The 18950-nt window shown below is 69.0% G+C and carries 23 protein-coding genes; 7 read left to right on the top strand and 16 right to left on the bottom strand.

Features of this window, described 5'->3' with window-relative positions; genetic code table 11:
- Positions 1-18 precede the first annotated feature (18 nt).
- A complete protein-coding gene (locus AC5YDA_RS03330) occupies positions 19-903 on the bottom strand; it encodes a tetratricopeptide repeat protein (RefSeq protein ID WP_496188757.1) in 885 nt (294 codons plus the stop codon).
- A gap of 74 nt (positions 904-977) precedes the next feature.
- Between AC5YDA_RS03330 and pgm the strand changes: the two genes are divergently transcribed.
- Positions 978-2606: a phosphoglucomutase (alpha-D-glucose-1,6-bisphosphate-dependent) gene (gene pgm / locus AC5YDA_RS03325; RefSeq protein ID WP_496188758.1), complete on the top strand. Its 1629-nt coding sequence runs from the start codon at positions 978-980 to the stop codon at positions 2604-2606.
- 126 nt (positions 2607-2732) lie between these two features.
- Here pgm and AC5YDA_RS03320 read toward each other — a convergent pair whose 3' ends face one another.
- Together AC5YDA_RS03320 and AC5YDA_RS03315 are read right to left on the bottom strand one after the other, a co-directional pair.
- Positions 2733-3272, bottom strand: a complete 540-nt coding sequence (locus AC5YDA_RS03320) for a PH domain-containing protein (RefSeq protein ID WP_496188759.1) — start codon at positions 3270-3272, stop codon at positions 2733-2735.
- Position 3273: 1 nt separating this feature from the next.
- Positions 3274-3432, bottom strand: a complete 159-nt coding sequence (locus AC5YDA_RS03315; protein WP_496188760.1) for a hypothetical protein — start codon at positions 3430-3432, stop codon at positions 3274-3276.
- A gap of 144 nt (positions 3433-3576) precedes the next feature.
- Between AC5YDA_RS03315 and mce the strand changes: the two genes are divergently transcribed.
- The 3 genes from mce (at position 3577) to AC5YDA_RS03300 (ending at position 6600) form a co-directional block, all read left to right on the top strand.
- The gene (gene mce, locus AC5YDA_RS03310; protein ID WP_496188761.1) at positions 3577-4029 is read left to right on the top strand and encodes a methylmalonyl-CoA epimerase; all 453 of its coding nucleotides are present in this window, start codon (positions 3577-3579) and stop codon (positions 4027-4029) included.
- Between the two features lie 133 nt (positions 4030-4162).
- Positions 4163-5326: a DivIVA domain-containing protein gene (locus tag AC5YDA_RS03305; RefSeq protein WP_496188762.1), complete on the top strand. Its 1164-nt coding sequence runs from the start codon at positions 4163-4165 to the stop codon at positions 5324-5326.
- Positions 5323-6600: an AI-2E family transporter gene (locus AC5YDA_RS03300; RefSeq protein WP_496188763.1), complete on the top strand. Its 1278-nt coding sequence runs from the start codon at positions 5323-5325 to the stop codon at positions 6598-6600. The genes AC5YDA_RS03305 and AC5YDA_RS03300 overlap by 4 nt, the downstream gene beginning before the upstream one ends.
- 61 nt (positions 6601-6661) lie before the next feature.
- Here AC5YDA_RS03300 and nucS read toward each other — a convergent pair whose 3' ends face one another.
- Positions 6662-7348, bottom strand: coding sequence for an endonuclease NucS (nucS, locus tag AC5YDA_RS03295; protein WP_496188818.1), 687 nt, complete (start codon positions 7346-7348; stop codon positions 6662-6664).
- Between the two features lie 39 nt (positions 7349-7387).
- On the opposite strand from nucS, the gene AC5YDA_RS03290 reads away from it, so the two are divergent.
- Positions 7388-7660 (top strand): Rv1322 family protein, encoded by a 273-nt coding sequence (locus AC5YDA_RS03290; protein ID WP_496188764.1) that lies wholly within the window; start codon positions 7388-7390, stop codon positions 7658-7660.
- Positions 7661-8461 carry an alpha/beta fold hydrolase gene (locus tag AC5YDA_RS03285; RefSeq protein WP_496188765.1) on the top strand — a complete coding sequence of 267 codons (801 nt, stop codon included), beginning with the start codon at positions 7661-7663 and terminating at the stop codon, positions 8459-8461.
- Between the two features lie 15 nt (positions 8462-8476).
- On the opposite strand, the gene AC5YDA_RS03280 is transcribed toward AC5YDA_RS03285, so the two are convergent.
- Positions 8477-9184 carry a peptidylprolyl isomerase gene (locus tag AC5YDA_RS03280; RefSeq protein WP_496188766.1) on the bottom strand — a complete coding sequence of 236 codons (708 nt, stop codon included), beginning with the start codon at positions 9182-9184 and terminating at the stop codon, positions 8477-8479.
- Between the two features lie 28 nt (positions 9185-9212).
- Here AC5YDA_RS03280 and AC5YDA_RS03275 point away from each other — a divergent pair, with 28 nt between their 5' ends.
- The gene (locus tag AC5YDA_RS03275; protein WP_496188767.1) at positions 9213-9881 is read left to right on the top strand and encodes a cob(I)yrinic acid a,c-diamide adenosyltransferase; all 669 of its coding nucleotides are present in this window, start codon (positions 9213-9215) and stop codon (positions 9879-9881) included.
- Here the strand turns inward: AC5YDA_RS03275 and AC5YDA_RS03270 are convergent.
- From AC5YDA_RS03270 to AC5YDA_RS03220, 11 genes are all read right to left on the bottom strand, one after another.
- Positions 9878-10321 carry a DUF2550 domain-containing protein gene (locus AC5YDA_RS03270; RefSeq protein ID WP_496188768.1) on the bottom strand — a complete coding sequence of 148 codons (444 nt, stop codon included), beginning with the start codon at positions 10319-10321 and terminating at the stop codon, positions 9878-9880. The two genes, AC5YDA_RS03275 and AC5YDA_RS03270, sit on opposite strands and share 4 nt — an antisense overlap.
- An 18-nt stretch (positions 10322-10339) precedes the next feature.
- Positions 10340-10759: a F0F1 ATP synthase subunit epsilon gene (locus tag AC5YDA_RS03265; protein ID WP_496188769.1), complete on the bottom strand. Its 420-nt coding sequence runs from the start codon at positions 10757-10759 to the stop codon at positions 10340-10342.
- Between the two features lie 2 nt (positions 10760-10761).
- A complete protein-coding gene (gene atpD / locus AC5YDA_RS03260) occupies positions 10762-12210 on the bottom strand; it encodes a F0F1 ATP synthase subunit beta (protein WP_496188770.1) in 1449 nt (482 codons plus the stop codon).
- A 16-nt stretch (positions 12211-12226) separates the two neighbouring features.
- The gene (locus tag AC5YDA_RS03255) at positions 12227-13138 is read right to left on the bottom strand and encodes a F0F1 ATP synthase subunit gamma (protein ID WP_496188771.1); all 912 of its coding nucleotides are present in this window, start codon (positions 13136-13138) and stop codon (positions 12227-12229) included.
- A 2-nt stretch (positions 13139-13140) separates the two neighbouring features.
- Positions 13141-14778: a F0F1 ATP synthase subunit alpha gene (gene atpA / locus AC5YDA_RS03250; RefSeq protein WP_496188772.1), complete on the bottom strand. Its 1638-nt coding sequence runs from the start codon at positions 14776-14778 to the stop codon at positions 13141-13143.
- A gap of 58 nt (positions 14779-14836) precedes the next feature.
- A complete protein-coding gene (locus AC5YDA_RS03245) occupies positions 14837-15631 on the bottom strand; it encodes a F0F1 ATP synthase subunit delta (RefSeq protein WP_496188773.1) in 795 nt (264 codons plus the stop codon).
- Entirely contained in the window at positions 15628-16167 is a 540-nt protein-coding gene (locus AC5YDA_RS03240) for a F0F1 ATP synthase subunit B (RefSeq protein WP_496188774.1), read from the bottom strand. The genes AC5YDA_RS03245 and AC5YDA_RS03240 overlap by 4 nt, the downstream gene beginning before the upstream one ends.
- A gap of 13 nt (positions 16168-16180) precedes the next feature.
- On the bottom strand, positions 16181-16411 hold the full coding sequence (locus tag AC5YDA_RS03235) for an ATP synthase subunit C-like protein (protein ID WP_496188775.1): 231 nt from the start codon (positions 16409-16411) through the stop codon (positions 16181-16183).
- A gap of 47 nt (positions 16412-16458) precedes the next feature.
- Positions 16459-17283, bottom strand: a complete 825-nt coding sequence (gene atpB, locus AC5YDA_RS03230; RefSeq protein WP_496188776.1) for a F0F1 ATP synthase subunit A — start codon at positions 17281-17283, stop codon at positions 16459-16461.
- 123 nt (positions 17284-17406) lie between these two features.
- Entirely contained in the window at positions 17407-17856 is a 450-nt protein-coding gene (locus AC5YDA_RS03225) for a Cg1360 family ATP-synthase-associated protein (RefSeq protein ID WP_496188777.1), read from the bottom strand.
- Positions 17849-18949: a glycosyltransferase family 4 protein gene (locus AC5YDA_RS03220; protein WP_496192745.1), complete on the bottom strand. Its 1101-nt coding sequence runs from the start codon at positions 18947-18949 to the stop codon at positions 17849-17851. The genes AC5YDA_RS03225 and AC5YDA_RS03220 overlap by 8 nt, the downstream gene beginning before the upstream one ends.
- Position 18950 lies beyond the last annotated feature (1 nt).

Raw genomic sequence — 18950 nt, 5'->3', positions numbered from 1 at the left:
AGACTCGGCGGGGCCGGGTCAGAAGAGCGCACTCATCAGGTCGCGGCGGGCCTTGAGCACGGCGGGCTCAGACCCGCCGACCATCTCGAAGAGTTCCAGCAGCCGGGTGCGGATCCGGTCGCGCTCGGCACCGCCGGTCAGCCGGACGGCCTCGACCAGCCGCGCGAAGGCGGGCTCGAGGCGTCCGCTGGCGACCTCGAGGTCGGCCATGGCCAGCTGGGCGTCCACGTCGGCGGGGTCGGCCTCGGCAGCGGCCACGGTCGCGGCGGCGTCCGTGCCCTGGAGACGCACCATCAGGCTGGCCTGCGCCTTGCCGGCGGACGCCTCGGCATCGGCCGGGTTCGCGGCCAGCAGCTTCTCGAACTCGGCCACCGCAGCGGTGAAGTCGCCGCGCTCGAGCGCGGCGTCGGCGGCCTCGAAGCGGGGGTCGGGACCGGCAGCGGCCGCGACGTCCGCGACGATCGGCTTCGCACGCCCCGACAGTCCGTTCTGCTGGGCCAGCATGACGAGCTGGTCGATGACCGCCTTGGCCTGCGCCTTCTCGGTGGTGCCCTGGAACATCGGTGCCAACTGGCCGGCGACCACGCCGACGACCATCGGCACGGCGGTGACCTGGAGGGCCTGGGCGACATTGGGCGCCTCGTCGACGTTCACCCGGACCAGGAGGTAGGCGCCGGCCGCCTCGTTGGCGAGCGACTTCAGGTCCGCCGACAGCTGGGCCCCGCTGGGCGCGCGCGGAGACCAGAACTCCACCACCAGCGGGTGCTGCATGGACAGGGCGAGGTGGGACTCGAAGGTCTGGTCGTCCGCCTCGACCCACCACACGGCACCCGCGGGCGCGGGTGGGGCGGGCTTGAGCGCGGACAGGTCGATGGCTCCACCACGGAACGGCACAGAAGTCATGGCCCCATTCTTCCACCGCCCCGAAATCGTTGGGACGCGGCCCGCTCACGCCGGACCGCGGGCAAGATGGAGCCATGGTTCATGCTCGCGCTGGGCAGCTCGCGCTGCCGGAAGATCTCATCAACGTCGACGACGTCGTTTCGGCGTACTACGACCTCGTCCCCGATCCGGCCGACCCGGACCAGATGGTCGTGTTCGGCACGTCCGGCCACCGGGGCTCCTCGCTGAAGACCGCCTTCAACGAGGCGCACATCGCGGCGACCACTCAGGCCATCGTCGAGTACCGCGCGTCCCAAGGCATCACGGGCCCGCTGTTCATCGCCAAGGACACCCACGGGCTCTCCCTGCCGGCGTGGAAGACCGCGCTCGAGGTGTTGCACGCCAACGGCGTCGACGTCCGCGCCGAACGTGAGGACGAGTACACGCCGACCCCGGCGCTGTCCCGCGCGATCATCGTCCACAACCGCGACAACGACGGCCCCCGCGCGGACGGCATCGTGGTCACCCCGTCCCACAACCCGCCGGCCGACGGCGGCTTCAAGTACAACCCGCCGCACGGCGGCCCGGCCGACTCCGACGCCACCAAGGTGATCGCCGCCCGCGCCAACGAGCTGATGGCCGACTGGAGGTCGATCAAGCGGACGCCCTACGAGCGGGCCGCCGCCGAGATCACGCGCCACGACTACCGGACGCCCTACTGCGAGGACCTCGTCAACATCATCAACCTGGACGCCATCCGTGGCGCGGGGCTGAACATCGGGGCCGACCCCATGGGCGGGGCCTCCGTCCAGTACTGGGAGTACATCGCCGACACCATGAACCTCGGCCTGACCGTCATCAACCGCGTGGTCGATCCGGCGTGGCCGTTCATGACGCTCGACTGGGACGGCAAGATCCGGATGGACTGCTCCAGCCCGTACGCCATGGCGTCCCTGATCAACAATCGCGACCGGTTCGACCTGTCGACGGGCAACGACGCGGACGCCGACCGCCACGGCATCGTGACGCCGGACGCCGGCCTGATGAACCCGAACCACTACCTCGCGGTCGCGATCCAGTACCTGTTCAGCCACCGGGACGGCTGGAACCCCGCGGCCGGCATCGGCAAGACCTTGGTGTCCAGCTCAATGATCGACAACGTGGCCCGCAAGCTGGGCAAGAACCTCGTCGAGGTCCCGGTCGGCTTCAAGTGGTTCGTTCCCGGCCTGTCGGACGGCTCGATCGGTTTCGGCGGGGAGGAGTCGGCGGGAGCATCGTTCCTCACGCTCGACGGCAAGGCCTGGACGACCGACAAGGACGGGATCATCCTCGACCTGCTGGCCTCGGAGATCCTCGCGGTGACGGGCAAGACCCCGTCCCAGCACTACGCGGAGCTCGAGGCCGAGTTCGGCACGACCGCCTACGCCCGCATCGACGCCCCGGCCAACCGGGAGCAGAAGGCCAAGCTGGGCCGGCTCTCCCCCGCCGACGTCGCGGCGACCGAGCTGGCCGGCGAGGCGATCGTGGCGAAGATGACCGAGGCGCCCGGCAACGGGGCGGCCATCGGTGGTCTCAAGGTCGTCACCGAGAGCGCCTGGTTCGCGGCGCGCCCGTCCGGCACCGAGGACGTCTACAAGATCTACGCGGAATCCTTCAAGGGCGCCGACCACCTGGCCCAGGTCCAGAAGGAGGCCAAGGAGGTCGTCGACGGGGTCCTGCGGTGAGGGTGGCGGTAGACCGCTGAACTGCATTTCCGGGTGGCAGATCCCCGAGGATTCTTGGGGATCTGCCACCCGGAAATGCGCTTGGGGGGGCGTCAACGACCCCCGACAGCCCGCGGGACGGACGCGTCAGACGCCGTCGTACTCCTCCACCGGTTCCATGCGGGCGCGAAGGCCGGCCCGCTGGATGACCCGCTGGATGGTGAGGTCGCGCCGCTCGATGTCGGGCACGAAGTTGATCTGCTTCAGGCCCTGGTCCTGGGCGGCCGACTCGAACACGAAGTGCCCGTAGCCCAGCAGCTGCCCCAGGAAGGTCTGGCGCACCGAGATGTCCAGGATGCGCGCAATGGGCATCGTCGCCATGTGCTGGTCGACGACGCCGTTCACGCGGAAGACGCGCATGTTGGTGATGACGAAGCGATCCATGAACTCGAGGTGGATCCGGTAGAACCCGTAGCCCCCGAGCCCGAGCCCGACGAACAGCCCGACCCACCAGGCCGCACGGAGCCACGGCATGGCGGCGAAGCAGAGCATGCCCGCCACGACGACCAGGACGGGCACCGCCCGCGTGACCCAGTGGCGGCTCACCTCGTCGACGATGAACTCGCCCTCGTCGACGAGCATCCGGCGCGACGCCTCGGGGTGGAGGAATCGCGACAGACCCGCCATGTCAGCCTCGGGCCAGCGAGTCGAAGAATCGTCCGATCGAGTCGAACGTGCCGACGATGATCTTCACGAACTCCGCGGCCGACTCGGGCCGCGTGTAGAGGTAGAAGATGGCGAACATGACAAGAAGGGCGAGCAGGACCGTGCGGATCCATTTACCCATGGCGGCCTCCAGGGGGAAGTCTGGTCGATCGATGGTTACCCGTGAAGTCTGCCGTACATCCGACCCGTTCCCCTGCACAACGCGCCGGGGTGGGCAGCGGCAACCGCCACCCGGGGCGTCGAGCTTGGTGGAAGGATGGTGTCCATGGACAACTCCGACCTGTTTGTTTGCATCGACCACGTCGGCCTCGCCGTCCCCAACCTGGACGAGGCCATCAAGCTCCACACCGAGGTCTTCGGGTGGCGCGTGCTCCACCGTGAGACCAACGAGGAGCAGGGCGTCGAGGAGGCGATGCTGGGTACGGGTGACCAGCACGCCGAGAACGCCCAGATCCAGTTGCTCGGCCCCCTGTCGGAGGACTCGACGATCGGCAAGTGGCTGGCCAAGAACGGCGGACGCGGTGGCATCCAGCAACTCGCCTACCGCGTCAAGGACATCGACGCCGTGAGCGCGACCCTCCGCGAGCGTGGCGTGACCCTGCTGTACGACGAGCCGAAGATCGGCACCGGGGGCTCGCGCATCCAGTTCGCGCACCCCAAGAGCACCGGCGGCGTGCTGCTGGAGCTCGTCGAGCCGGCGGCGCAAGCCGCGCACTGATCGACCTTTCCCGCACCAGGGGGCGGGCCCGCCGGCTGACACGTCGGCGGGCCTGTCGCCGCCCGCAAGGCATGATCCCCGGGGTAGCATCGGGACATCTCCACACCCTGTCGGAGCCCTGAGAGGACGTACCGTGACCAACGAGCAAGAGCAGCACGGGCTCGACCTGTTCGACCAGAACGCCAGCGCTGTGCGCGGATTCCCCAACGCGATGCTCGGGTACGACAAGAAGGCCGTGGACGAGTACATCCGCGACCTGGAGCGCCAGCTGTCCGTCGCCAAGCACCAGATGCGCGAGGTCCAGCGGGAGCTGACCGCTGCCAACCTGCGCGTGGACGACACCGACTTCAGCAAGCTCGGTGCCCACACCGCCCACCTCCTGAAGGTCGCCGAGGCGCAGGCCGGCGAACTCCTCCAGAGGGCTCAGGGCCGGGCCCGCGCCATCCTCGCGGACGCCCAGGCCGAGGCCGAGCGCACCCGGGCGGACGCGGCCCAGACCGCCGAGGCCGCTCGCCAGGAGGGCATCGCCTCCATCAAGGTGCTCCGCGACGACCTGGAGCGCCAGACGGCCCAGGAACTGGAGGCCGCCCGCACCGAGGCCCAGGGCCTCCGTGAGGCTGCGGACTCCCACCACGCCACCGTCCTCAAGGACGCCGAGCAACAGGCCGCCGCGTTGCTCGAGGGCGCGCGGCGCGAGGCCGAGATGCTCCGTGAGGCCGCCTCACGCGAAGTCGCCGACGCCCGCGCCGCCTACGCCGCCGAGCGCGAACAGCTCGTGTCCTCACTCCACGCCGAGCAGGCCCAACTGAGCGAGAGGCTGACCGCCGCCACGGCCGAGGCCCGCGCCCGCTCCGAGGAGCTGATGGCCGCGCTGACCAAGGCCTCGGAGGATCTGAGAGGGCGCCAGCACGCCTCGTACGCCGAGGCGGAGGACATCAAGTCCGGCGCCATCACCGAGGCGGCCGGCATCGTCGCCCAGGCCAGGGCGGACGCCGAGGCCAGGCTCGCCGAGGTGGACTCCGAGCTCGTGGCCCGGAACGACCAACTCAAGCGGGAGAACCGCCACCTCCGCCAGCGCAAGCAGGCGCTGCTGACCCAGCTCGCGCAGCTGTCGACCTTCGCCACGGAAACCGCCAGCGAGTTCCCGGAGGACGAGATGACGGGACCCATCCCCGACTCCCTGACCCAGGAGCCCCAGTTCGGCGCCGACGCGAGCGTCGACGAGCCGCTCGAGGCCGCGGAACAACAGTCCGATGGGCCCCGCGCCGACGAACACGAGGGTCAGGACGGTCGGTGACGCCCGGCACCCATCCCGAGCCGTCCGAGGAGGCCCGGGACGACGCGCCTGAACCCGCGGCGTCCGGCACGCCGGTCCCCACCGAAGAGGTGACCCCCCCGTCCGGAACCGGCACCCCGCCCCCGTCCGTCGAGGGCCCACCCCCGCGCCGGTGGTGGCGACGCCTGCGCCGGGCGAGCCAGCTGACGCCGGGCGACCCCGAGCGCGAGCTCGGACTCGCGACCACGGCACCCGGGCCGACCAGCCTGCTGTATCGCAACCCGTTCCAGATCGGATTCCTCCTCACCCTGGGCGGCCTCGTCGCCTTCGGCCTGGTCGGGGCCGTGGTGGCGCTGCAGTCCGTGCTGATCCTCGTCGTGCTGTCGCTGTTCCTCGCGCTCGGTCTCAACCCCCTGGTCGAGGCGTTGCACCGACACGGCACCGCCCGCGGGCTGGCCGTGGCCGTGGTGGCGCTGGCGCTGGTCGTGGCGATGGCCCTGGGCGCCTGGGCCGTGCTGCCGCTGCTGACCGATCAGGTGAACATCCTGATCCAGAACGCGCCGGGCTACCTCCAGGGCCTGCGCGAGAACCCCCAGGTCGCCGAGCTGGATCGTCAGTACGACGTGATCAACCGGGTGAGTCTGGTGTTGACGTCAGGCGCGTGGGTGGAGGGCCTGTTCGGCGGCATCCTCGGCGCGAGTGCCGCGATCGCGAACGTCGTGTTCAGCCTCATCGTCACCCTGGTGCTCACGCTGTGGTTCCTCGCCTCGCTGCCGTCCATCAAGCAGACGATCTACCAGCTCGCGCCGGCGTCGCGGCGTCCGCGGGTGAGGTACCTGGCCGGGGAGATGTTCCGCCGGATCGGTGGTTACATGTCCGGGCTCTTCACCGTGGTGTTGCTGGCGAGCGGTTCCGCGTTCGTGTTCCTGAACGCGGTGGGCCTGGGTTCGCTGTCGCTGGCGCTCTCGGTCGTGGTGGCGATCTTCGCGTTCATCCCGCTCGTCGGCCCGACGATCTCGATGCTGATCGTGTCGCTGGTGGCCTTCTCCAACAACACGACCACCGGCGTCATCGCGCTCGTGTTCTTCATCCTGTACCAGCAGATCGACGCGTACCTCCTGCAGCCGCGGATCTTCTCCAAATCGGTCAACGTGCCCGGCCCGCTGGTCGTCCTGGCGGCCATCTCCGGCGGCATCCTGTTCGGCATCCCCGGTGCGCTGTTGGCGATCCCGACCGTGGCGTCCCTGCTGCTGTTGTACCGCGAGGTCGTGGTCCCGGCACTCGACCGTGCGTAGCAGCTGCCCGGCAGCGCGTCCACACGGCCTCGCCGGCCCGCGGCCCCCGCGGTGACAACCGCTAGAAGAGCCGGTCCTCCGCATCGTCCAACCCGCGCAGCGCGTCGTAGTCGACCGTCACGCACGCGATACCGCGGGCCGCCGCGACGACCTTGGCCTGCGGCTTGATCTGTTGGGCCGCGAACACGCCCTGGACGGGTCGTAGGTGCGGGTCGGCGTTCAACAACTCGAGGTAGCGCGCCAATTGCTCCACGCCGTCGATCTCACCGCGCCGCTTCACCTCGACCGCGACGTGGGCGCCGTCGGCATCCCGGAATAGGATGTCCACCGGCCCGATCGCTGTCATGTGTTCGCGCCGGACGAGCGTCCAACCGTCCCCGAACGTGGCCGGGTTGTCGGCGAGAAGCGCCTGCAGGTGGGCCTCCACGCCGTCCTTGACCAGACCCGGGTCGACGCCCAACTCGTGGCTGGAGTCGTGCAGCACCTCGGCGATCGAGATGACGAGCTTGTCGGAGTCCTTGTTCTGGACCTCCCACACCTGCTCCAGCTCCGCCTCGTCCTCGACGTCCGGGGCGGCCTCGCGCATGACGATCGTGCAGGGCGGGTTCATCCAGTTGAGGGGCTTGTAGGCCCGGTCGTCGGCATGGATCGAGATCGACCCGTCCGCCTTGAGCAGGATGAGCCGCTTCGCCATCGGCAGGTGCGCCGACAAACGGCCGGCGTAGTCGACCTGGCAGCGGGCAATCATGAGACGCACCACGCGAGCCTACCGTCTACGATCGAAAGCATGGCCCGACGTCCCAGCAAGCACCTGCGCCCTGCGCGTCCGCTGTCGACGTCGTTCGCCAGGGCCGAGACCAAGCGCGACGGGGGCTGGGTCGTCCAAGCCCTGGCCGCGGGCCGGTCGGAGAAGGCCTACACGTGCCCCGACTGCCACCGGACCATCCCGGTCGGCGCGGCCCACGTCGTGGCGTGGCCGAGCACCCCCCACGTCGGGAGTTCGTCGGCCGTCGACGCCCGGCGGCACTGGCACACCGCCTGTTGGAACCGGAGGGGTTGAGTGGAACTGCACGCCACGACCATCGGCAAGGGGACGCCGCGGGTCGCCTACCTGCACGGACTGCTCGGGCAGGGCAAGAACCTGGCCACCATCGCCAAGGCGGTCGCCGACACGGAACCGGGGCTCCTGTACGACCTGCCCAACCACGGACGCAGCCCGTGGACGGACGACTTCGGCTACGTGACCATGGCGGACGCCGTGGCCGCCGACCTGCGCGACCGACTCGGCCCCCGAGCCGCGGTGACCCTGGTGGGCCACTCGATGGGGGGCAAGACCGCGATGGCCATCGCCCTGCGGCACCCCTCCTTGGTGCGCGGCTTGGCCGTCCTCGACATCGCACCGGACGACTCCTCCCACGGCTACGGCTTCCATCGCCTGATCGGAGCCCTGAAGGCCCTCGACGTCCCCTCGTTCGACACCCGAGCGGAGGCCGACGCCGCACTGGCCGGCGCCGTCACGGACGCCGGCGTCCGCGCGTTCCTGTTGCAGAACCTGCACCGGTCACCCGGCGGATGGCGGTGGCTGCCCAACCTGGACCTGCTCGACCGCGCGCTGCCGTTGATCAGCGGCTGGCCCCTCGGTGTCCGCGGCACCTACGACGGCCCGGTCCTGTGGCTGCGCGGCAGCGAGTCGGGCTATGTCACCGAGGAGCACATGCCGGCGATGAAGGCGTTGTTCCCCCGCACGAGGCTCGTGACGATCAAGAACGCCGGGCACTGGCTGCACGCGGAGCAGCCGCAGGCCGTCGCCCAGTCGCTGGCCATGTTCCTGGCCAGCCTCCGCCCCGAACTGGGGAGCTGAACTCCCCCACCGTCCCTAGCCGCTGGTGATCGACTTGATCACGGTCGGCAGGTTGGGGCGCCCCGTGCCGTCACCGTTGCTCGAGTCGTGGCCCTGGAACGCCCGGTCGCTGATCGCCTGGGTCCCGGCCTCGTCCATCGTGCCGAACACCGTGTAGTTCGGGGACAGCGGGGTGTCCTGGTACACGAAGAAGAACTGCGAACCGTTGGTGTTCGGTCCGGCGTTCGCCATCGCGAGCACGCCGGCCGGATACCCCGTCGTGTGCTCGAGCTCGTCGTCGAAGCTGTAGCCGGGACGTCCGGTGCCGGTTCCGGTCGGATCCCCGCACTGCAGGATGAACATGCCCTGGGTGGACAACCGGTGGCACTCGGTGCCGTTGTAGTAGCCCTGCGCGACGAGGCTCTCGAAGGAGTGCACCGTGCACGGCGCGACCGCGCGGTCGAGCGTGACGTTGACCTTCGCGTCACCGAAGTCGATGACGACCGAGGACGTCCCCGTGGCCGGAACGTCCTTGCCGTCGGGCGCGTCGACGGGCTTCGCGGGCTGCCCACCGGGGCGATACTCACAGTTCACGGTGCCGAGCGCGGCGGACTCAGGGGTCCTGGCGGCCACCGAGGAACCGGGCGGCTGGGGCGCGCGCGTGGACTGCGGGGACTGGGCGCAGCCGGCGACAGCGAGGAGGACGGCGGCCGCGGACGCGGCGGCGAGGAGACGTGGAGTCACCCTCCCAACTTCACATTAGGGTGGGTGCATGGTCAACTTGACGCGCATCTACACCCGCACGGGCGACGGGGGCAGCACACGACTCTCCGACCTGTCCGAGACGAGGAAGACGGACCCGCGGGTGGAGGCCTATGGGGACGTGGACGAGGCCAACGCGGTCCTCGGCCTGGCCACCACGCTCGGCGGACTGCCCGACGGCGTCGTGGAGGTACTGCGCGAGGTGCAGAACGAGTTGTTCGACCTGGGCGCGGACCTCTCCAACCCGGTCGTCGCAGAGCCCAAGTGGGAGCCGCTGCGCATCGACCAGGCCAGCATCGACCGGCTCGAGGCCTGGTGTGACGAGTTCGGTGCCGCTCTTCCGAACCTGGTCAGCTTCATCCTCCCCGGCGGATCGCCCGGCGCGGCGTACCTGCACCTCGCACGGACGGTCGTCCGTCGGGCGGAGCGTACCGGCTGGGCCGCGGCCGAGGCCTACGGGTTCGAGGTCGCCCGCGGAGAGGAGCCCGGTGGCATCAACCCCTTGGCCCTGACCTACCTGAACCGGCTCTCGGACCTGCTGTTCATCTTGGGTCGGGTGGCCAACACCGACGCCGGCGACGTGCTGTGGGTGCCGGGCAAGGACCGCGCCCCGGTCGGCGACCGGGCCAGGCGCCAGCGGGAGAAGATCGCGGCCGCCCAGGCCGACCTCGACGCCTAGCTGAACGGGTCACCGCCGGACGAGCGCCCGGGAGCACCCGCCTCCGTCCAGCTGGAGAAGGCGGTGAGGTCCGGTCGGGACATGGCCAGGAGATAACCGGCATTGTGCCCGGCGAGTTCGGTGACAAGGTGCCCGTCGTACAGTTCCGTCGACTCGGACGCCGTGGGCTTCCGCACCGTCAGGACGCGCGTCTCGTGCCGGTGGAACGTCACGCGCGGACGCAGCGACAGGGAGAAGACGCGATACCACTCGAGGTCATTGCCACGGAAGCGGGCGACACCGAGGGTCCAGCCCGCTCCGGGACGCTTGAGGGAGCACTCGAAGATGCGCCCCTTGCCCGCCAACCAGCGCCGGCGGACGATCAACCAGATGACGGGGATGAGGGCACCCGCGGCCAGTAGGCCAACCGCCAGCGCGGTCCAGCTCCACCAGTCAGGCACCCACACCCCCGTCCATCGTCAGCGCCGACCGGCCGCCTTCTCGGCGGCCCGTACCTGCGCGGTGGCACGATGGTACATCTGCATCGTCTCCGTGCTGACATCACCCTTCTCCAACGCCAACTGGGCGTTGTTGAGCTGGTGCGCGGCCTCCGCCTGGTCGATCTCACGCGCGAGGCGCGCGTAGGCGTTCAGCAGGGAGACGCGGTTCTCGGCGACCGAGATGAAGCCACCGTCGACGGCGACGATCTCACGGTTGCCGTCGTTCGTGATGATCTCCACGGCCGACGGGACCAGGACGCCGAAGAACGGCTCGTGGTGGGCCAGGATGCCCAGGTCACCCTCGGTCGTCCGAGCGATGACCTGGACGGCCTCACCTTCCCAGATGAGCCCATCGGCGCTGACCACCTCGACCCGGAGCGGGCTGGAGTCGAACGCCATGCTCAGCCTTCCTTCTGGATGCGGTCCCAGTTCTCCATGACCATGTCCATGCCACCGACGTTGAAGAAGGCCTGCTCGGCGATGTGGTCGACCTCGCCGTTGCAGATCATCTTGAAGGCCTCGATGGTGTCCGCCAGCGGCACCGTCGATCCCTCGATCTGGGTGAACTTGGTGGCCATGTAGGTGTTCTGGGAGAGGAACTGCTGAATGCGGCGGGCACGGCCCACGACGATCTTGTCCTCTTCGCCCAGCTCGTCGATACCGAGGATCGCGATGATGTCCTGCAGTTCCTTGTTGCGCTGCAGGATCTGCTTCACGCGGGTGGCGGTGTCGTAGTGCTCCCGACCGACGTACTGCGGGTCGAGGATGCGCGAGGTGGAGGTCAGCGGATCCACGGCCGGGTAGAGACCACGCGAGGCGATGTCACGCGAGAGCTCGGTCGTGGCGTCCAGGTGCGCGAACGTCGTGGCCGGGGCCGGGTCGGTGTAGTCGTCGGCGGGGACGTAGATGGCCTGCATCGAGGTGATGGAGTGACCGCGGGTGGAGGTGATCCGCTCCTGCAGCTGGCCCATCTCGTCGGCGAGGTTCGGCTGGTAACCCACGGCGGACGGCATGCGGCCGAGCAGCGTGGACACCTCGGAGCCGGCCTGGGTGAACCGGAAGATGTTGTCGATGAAGAGCAGCACGTCCTGGTTCTGCACATCGCGGAAGTACTCCGCCATGGTCAGGGCCGACAGCGCGACGCGGAGGCGGGTGCCCGGCGGCTCGTCCATCTGGCCGAACACGAGGGCGGTGTCCTTCATGACGCCGGCCTCGATCATCTCGTTGATGAGGTCGTTGCCCTCGCGCGTGCGCTCACCCACGCCGGCGAACACGGAGGTGCCACCGAAGTTGTGGGCGATGCGGAAGATCATCTCCTGGATGAGGACGGTCTTGCCGACGCCGGCGCCGCCGAACAGGCCGATCTTGCCACCCTTGACGTACGGGGTCAGCAGGTCGAGCACCTTGATGCCGGTCTCCAGCATCTCGGTCTTCGGCTCGAGGTCCTCGAACTTCGGGGCCGAGCGGTGGATCGGCCAGCGCTCGTTGATCTCGACGCCGGACGCGACGAGGTCCTCGTTGAGGCAGTCGCCGATCACGTTCCAGACGCGGCCCTTGGTCACGTCACCGACCGGCACGGAGATCGGGGCGCCGGTGTCGACCACCTCGGTGCCGCGGCGCATGCCGTCGGTCGGCTTCAGGGAGATGGCGCGGACGATGTTGTCGCCGACGTGCAGCGCGACCTCGGCCGTGATCTCACGGGAGAGCTCGCCGGCGTCGATCTTGATCTTCAGCGCGTTCATGATGTCGGGCATCTGGTCGGCGGGGAACTCGACGTCCACCACCGGGCCGATGACACGCGCAACGCGGCCGACGCCGGTCGTGGTGGGGTTCTCAGCAGTCAGGGTCATGGTTGCCTCTCTCGCCTCAGTCCTGGGCGCTCGACTCGGCGAGCGCGCTGGCGCCACCGACGATCTCGGTGATTTCCTGGGTGATCTCCGCCTGGCGCGCCTGGTTGGCCTCACGCGTCAGGGATTCGATCAGTTGGTTCGCGTTGTCGGTGGCCGACTTCATGGCCCGCTGTTGGCTGGCCAGGATGGACGCCGCCGACTGCAGCAGGTAGAACCAGACGCGGCTCCGGACGTAGACCGGCATCACGGCGTCCAGCACCGTCTCGACGTCGGGCTCGAACTCGTACTGGGGGACGTGGTCGTGCTCCCCCAACTCGGTCACGCCCTCGACGACTTCCAGCGGCAACAGCCTCCGAACACGCGGGGACTGGGTCAGCATCGACTCCATGCGGGTGTAGACCGCGTGGATCTCGTCGACGCCGCCCTCCTCGTACGGGGTCAGGAAGTCCTTGATCAGGACGTCGGCGATCTCGTGCGCGTGGGCAAAGGTCGGTGCATCGCTGAAACCGTCCCACGACTGGGTCACGGAGATCTGGCGGAACTTCATGTACCCGATGCCCTTGCGGCCCACGACGTAGCGCTTGACCTCCATCCCCTGCTCCTCGAGGCGGGCCCGCATGCGGGCTCCGGCCTTGTGGACGTTGGAGTTGAAGGCGCCGTTCATGCCACGGTCGGACGTCAGGATCAGCAGCGCCGCACGGCGCGGCCGCTCGATGCGCGTGGTCAGCGGGTGCTCGAGTTGGGGCGAGCGCGTCGCCAGGGCGGAGACCGCCCGGTTCAACTCCCGCGTGTACGGCAAGGCCTTGGTGGCCGCCTGCTGCGCCCGGATGACCTTGGACGCAGCGATGAGCTCCATCGCCTTGGTGATCTTCTTGGTGGCCGACACCGACTTTCGTCGCTGCCGGAGCTCCCGCAGACTGGACGCCATGCTCAGCCCTTCTTGACCACGATCTTCTCGGCGTCGACCTCGTCGTCACCGAGCGCCTTCACGCCGGGCTGGTCGGCCGCCGGGGCGCCCTTGTCGCTGGCCTTGAAGCCCTCCTTGATCTTGTTGATCTCGGCAAGGACCGCACGCGCGGTGTCGTCGTCCCACTTCTTCGTCTCGGCGATGGTGGCCAGGATCGAGGTGTTGCGACGCAGGTGCTCCAGCAGCTCGGCCTCGAAGCGCAGGACGTCCTCGACGGCGATGTCGTCGAAGTGACCGTTGGTGCCGGCCCAGACCGAGACGACCTGATCCTCGACCGGGTACGGGCGGTACTGGCCCTGGCGCAGCAGCTCGGTGAGGCGGGCGCCCCGGTCCAGCTGACGGCGCGACGCGGCGTCCAGGTCGGAGGCGAACATGGCGAACGCCTGCATGTCACGGTACTGGGCCAGGCTGATCTTCAGCGTGCCGGCGACACCCTTCATGGCCTTGATCTGCGCGGCGCCACCGACACGGGACACCGAGATGCCGACGTCGATCGCGGGACGCTGGTTGGCGTTGAACAGGTCGGACTGCAGGAAGATCTGGCCATCGGTGATCGAGATCACGTTGGTCGGGATGTAGGCCGACACGTCGTTGGCCTTGGTCTCGATGATCGGCAGACCGGTCATCGACCCGCCACCCAGCTCGTCCGACAGCTTGGCGCAGCGCTCGAGCAGGCGGGAGTGGAGGTAGAAGACGTCACCGGGGTACGCCTCGCGGCCCGGCGGGCGGCGGAGGAGCAGCGACATGGCACGGTAGGCCTCGGCCTGCTTGGTCAGGTCGTCGAAGATGATCAGGACGTGCTTGCCCTGGTACATCCAGTGCTGGCCGATGGCCGAGCCCGCGTAGGGCGCGATGTACTTGAAGCCGGCCGGGTCGGACGCCGGGGCGTGGACGATGGTGGTGTACTCCAGCGCACCGGCCTCCTCCAGCGTCTTGCGGAGGGCTGCGATCGTCGAGCCCTTCTGACCGACGGCGACATAGATGCAGCGGACCTGCTGCTTGGGGTCACCGGTCGCCCAGTTGGCCTTCTGGTTGATGATCGTGTCGATCGCGATCGCGGTCTTGCCGGTCTTGCGGTCGCCGATGATCAGCTGACGCTGGCCACGGCCGATCGGGATCATGGCGTCGATCGCCTTGATGCCCGTCTGCAGCGGCTCACGCACCTCCTGGCGGTCCATGACGCCGGCGGCCTGGAGCTCGAGCGTCCGGCGCTCGTTGGTGTCCACGAGCTCGCCGAGGCCATCGATGGGGTTGCCCATCGCGTCCACGGTCCGGCCGAGGTAGCCGTCGCCGACGGGCACGGAGAGCACCTCGCCGGTGCGACGCACCTGCGAGCCCTCCTCGATGCCCTCGGAGTCGCCGAGCACGACGACACCGATCTCACGGACGTCGAGGTTGAGGGCGATGCCGAGAGTGCCGTTGGCGAACTCCAGCAGCTCGTTCGCCATCGCCGAGGGCAGGCCCTCGACGCGGGCGATGCCGTCACCGGACGTCACGACGGTGCCGACCTCCTCACGGGTGGAGGTGTCCGGAGTGTAGTTGGAGACAAACCGGTCGAGGGCATCCCGAATCTCGTCGGGACGAATGGTCAGATCCGCCATGTCGAATGCGTTCCTTCGCTGCGTCGCTGCTTGCTTGTAATCAGGTCTGGGTTGGCCGTCAGGCCAGCTTGCGCTGCGCGTCGGTCAGACGCCCAGCCACGGTTCCTTCGATGACCTCGTCACCCAGGGACACGTGCACACCGCCGATGACCCCCGGATCGAGGACCACGCGCAGGTTCACGTCACGACCCACCTGGCGCTGGAGGGCCGCCTTCAGGCGTGCCTCCTGCTCCGCGGTGAGCGGTCGGGCCACCCTCACGGTGGCCACCGCGCGCTCGCGCAGCTCGGCGGCCGACTTCAGGTAGTCCTCGACGGTGAGGTCGAAGGTGCGCTTCCGTGCCGCAACCGCCCTACGGGCGAGGCGGACGACGGGCGGGAGCACCTTGCCCTCGAGGAGGTCACCGAGCAGGCCCTGACGGGCCTCGACCGGCGTCCGGCGATCACCGAGCGTGCTGCGCAGCTCGGGGTTTCCGTCGACGAGGCGCTCGACCTTGAAGAGCTGGTCCTCCAGCTCATCGAGCTGCCCGGCGTCCTGGGCGGTGCGGAGCAGGGCGCGGACGCCCTGACGCTCCAGCGCCGACACGAAAGCCCCGGAACTCCCCCAACGGGCACGCGCGGCCTCGGACAGAACGGCCACCGTCGCCCCGCTGACACGACCCCCGAACAGCGACTGCGTGAGCTGGGAACGCACCACGTCCGGCGTGGACGGGTCGGTCAGCGCACGGCGGAGGGTGGGCTGGGCGCCCAGGGCCTCCACGACGGCGAACAGCTCGTCGGCCAGGGCCTCGGAAGCCGGCAGTCCGTCCAGGACGGCGTCCAGGGCCTTAAGGCGGGACTCGGCGGCTGCGCTCATGCCCGCTCCACCGGCTGGGACTCGAGGTCGGCGATGAAGCGATCCACCGTGCGGCGGGCGCGTTCGTCGTCGTCCAGCGACTCACCGACGATGCGACCGGCGAGGGTGGTCGCCAGCCCGCCGATCTCGCTGCGGAGCGAGCCGACGGCCGCGGCGCGCTCGGCCTCGATCTGGGCCTTGGCATTGGCGAGCAGTCGGCTGCTCTCCTCCGTGGCCTGCTGGCGCATGTCCGCCACGATGGCGGCCCCCTGCGTCTTGGCCTCCTCGCGGATGCGCGAGGCCTCCTCGCGAGCGGTGGCCAACTGGGCCTTGTACTCCTCGAGCGCCGCAGCGGCTTCGGCCTGGGCGGCCTCGGCCTTCTGGATGCCGCCCTGGATGGCGGCCGTGCGCTCGGCGTATGTCTTCTCGAACATCGGCACGACCACCTTCCACATCACCGCGAGGATGATCAGGAAGAGTGCGATGCCGACGAGGAGCTCCTCCGGGTGCTCCGGGAGGAGCGGGCCCAGGGGCGATTCCACGGCAAAGGGCAGCATGTGTGGCCTCAGATCAGCCGAGGACGAACGCGAGCGCGATGCCGATGATGGCGAGCGCCTCGACCACGGCGAAGCCGATCCACGCGGTGCCCATCATGGCGCCACGGGCCTCGGGCTGACGCGCGGTGCCGTTGATGACCGACGCGAAGATCCAGGCCACACCGAGGGCCGGGCCGAGGGTCGCCAGCGCGTAGCCGATCATGTTGATCGAGCCGTTGATCTCCAAGAGGGAGGAGAGGAGCATGGTTCGTTCCTTTCGGATGGTTTCTTTCTGACGAAAGCTCTACGGGTTTAGTGATCTTCGGCGATCGCCGAGGACACGTACTGGGCGGTCAGGACGGTGAAGATGTAGGCCTGGATCGCGCCGACCAGCAGCTCCAGGGCGAAGATCGCGAAGCTGAACAGGATCGACACGACGCCGGCGACGTTCAGCACCGGGACCGGGAAGTTGGTGCCCATCTGGTCCGCCGCGGTGAGCAGCATCGTGCCACCGACGACGAACACCACGATGACGAGGTGGCCGGCGAACAGGTTGGCGAAGAGACGCAGGCCGAGCGTGAGGGGCCGGACGATGATGTTGGAGAGGAATTCCAGCGGGATGATCAGCGGCCACAGGAACTTCGGCACCCCGGCGGGGAGCGTCGCGTGCTTGAGGTATCCGAACAGGCCGTGCTTCTTGATGCCCGCCCCGTTGTAGACGAGCCAGGACACCAGGGCCAGGCCCCACGCGAACCCGATCTTGGAGAACGTCGGGAACATGAACAGCGCGAACTCACCGAACAGGTTGTTCACCAGGATGAAGGAGAACAACGTCAGCAGCAGGGGGAGGTACTTGCGGAACTCCGGCCCGAGGATGTCGCGAGCGATGCCGTTGCGGACGAAGTCGTAGATCAGTTCGCCGAGCGTCTGCTTCTTGCCCGGGACGACGGACTGGCCGCGAGCCATCCAGATCCAGAACAGGACGACGAGCAGGGCGCCGATGACGGCCTGGGCCACATGGTTGTTCACCCAGTCGGGAGCAAGACCCGGGAACAGCGGACGAGAGGTGAAGCTGTGTTCGCCCGGGGGCCAAGCGCCGACCTCCAGCGGAAGGATCAGCCCATTGAGCCCACCCATAGTGCCTCCTTGCAGTACCTTCCGGACATTGGCCCGGGCCGCCTGCCAAGGCTTCAACCGGGTGCGGGACTAGACATTAGCAACGGGTTGGTCACCCCGTCACATCGAGTTTCGCCCGCCCGACTACGACGGATCGTCGTAGACGGGGACCCGCATCCGGGAGTAGACCCACAGCTCCAGTCCGAGCCAGCCCATGACCGTGCCGACGACGGAGACGAACAGGGCGACCGGGTCGAGCCACGCCCAGCGGTCGGCATGTGCCAGGACCGCGGCCAGGCCCAGGCCCAACAGGCTCACCCGGGTCACGTAGGAGGCGAACCAGGCGAACAGCACGACCTTGGGTGAGGCGTCAGCCACGACCACCTGAACCGCCAGTGCGATCGTGTAGAAAGCGACCGTCACGGCCGCCCCGATCGCGGCGGTGGCCGCCGCGTCGGTGCCGGACAGCGCGAGGAACAGGCCCACGATCGGGAAGGCCGCCACGTGCGCGCCGACCAGTCCCGCCTGCAACAGGTGCTGGGCGCGGCGCACGTTCGGGCTCAGGGCACGGCGGGACACGGTCTTCTCAGGCATGCCGAGCCCTCCATTGGGGCAGGAAGGTGAGCGTCGCCGCGAGGGCGACCCCGACGGGCAGCACGAGGGTGGACCACCAGGCGTCCGAGATACCGATGATGACCACGCCGAAGGCGATGGCGCCCGCCCACAGCCAGAGCAGCGCCACCGCGACGCGGTGGGGGTGCCCGAGTTCGAGCATCCGGTGGTGCAGGTGCTGCTTGTCGGCCTGGTACCAGAGGCGTCCGGCCGCGGTGCGGCGGATGTAGGCGGAGAGCAGGTCGAGGAACGGCAGCGCCATCACCGCCAGTGGCAGCAGCAGCGGTAGGTAGGACGAGATGAGCGCTCCCCAGCTGGCGTTGATGCGGGAGGGATCCAGCTGGCCCGTCAGGCTGATCATCGACGTCGCGAACAGGAAGCCCAGCAGCATCGAGCCGGAGTCACCCATGAACATGCGCGCCCGGTGGACGTTGTGCGGGAGGAAGCCCAGGCACACTCCCACGACCACGACCGTCAGCAGCGAACTGGTGGTGGCGCGGACGAGGTCCTGCACGTAGCTGAGCAGGTAGGCGTAGACGAAGAACGCTGCCGCGCCGATCCCGACCACCCCGGCCGCGAGGCCGTCCAGCCCGTCCATGAAGTTGATGGCATTGACGCAGACGAGGATCACGAACACCGCCAGTGCGATCGCTGCCACGTTGTCGAGCGCGATGATGCGGTCCGGCAGGGGGATCCAGTAGAACTTCACCCCGTTCAGGACCACGATGCCGGCGGCCAGGGTCTGGCCGGCCAGTTTGGCCAGGGCCCCCAACTCGAAGAGGTCGTCGACCACCCCGACGGCGCAGATCAGCAGCCCCGCCCAGAAGACGGCCCAGGCGTCGCGTTGGACCAGCTCGAAACGCCCCAGCCAGGGCAGGTTCGTCGCGAGGAGGAGCGCTGCCGTGGTGCCGGCGAGCATGGCCACTCCCCCGAAGTAGGGAATGGGGGTGGTGTGGACGTCCCGCTCGCGCACCAGCGCCACCGCGTTCCAGCGGAAGGCCAACCGGCGCGCGAGGCTGGCGCCGACGTACGTGACGCCGGCGGCCACCAGCAGCACCAGCAGGTATTCGCGCACC

It is taken from the genome of Propioniciclava sp. LT294 (assembly GCF_059516005.1).
This window is presented reverse-complemented; position numbering and strand designations above follow the sequence as displayed.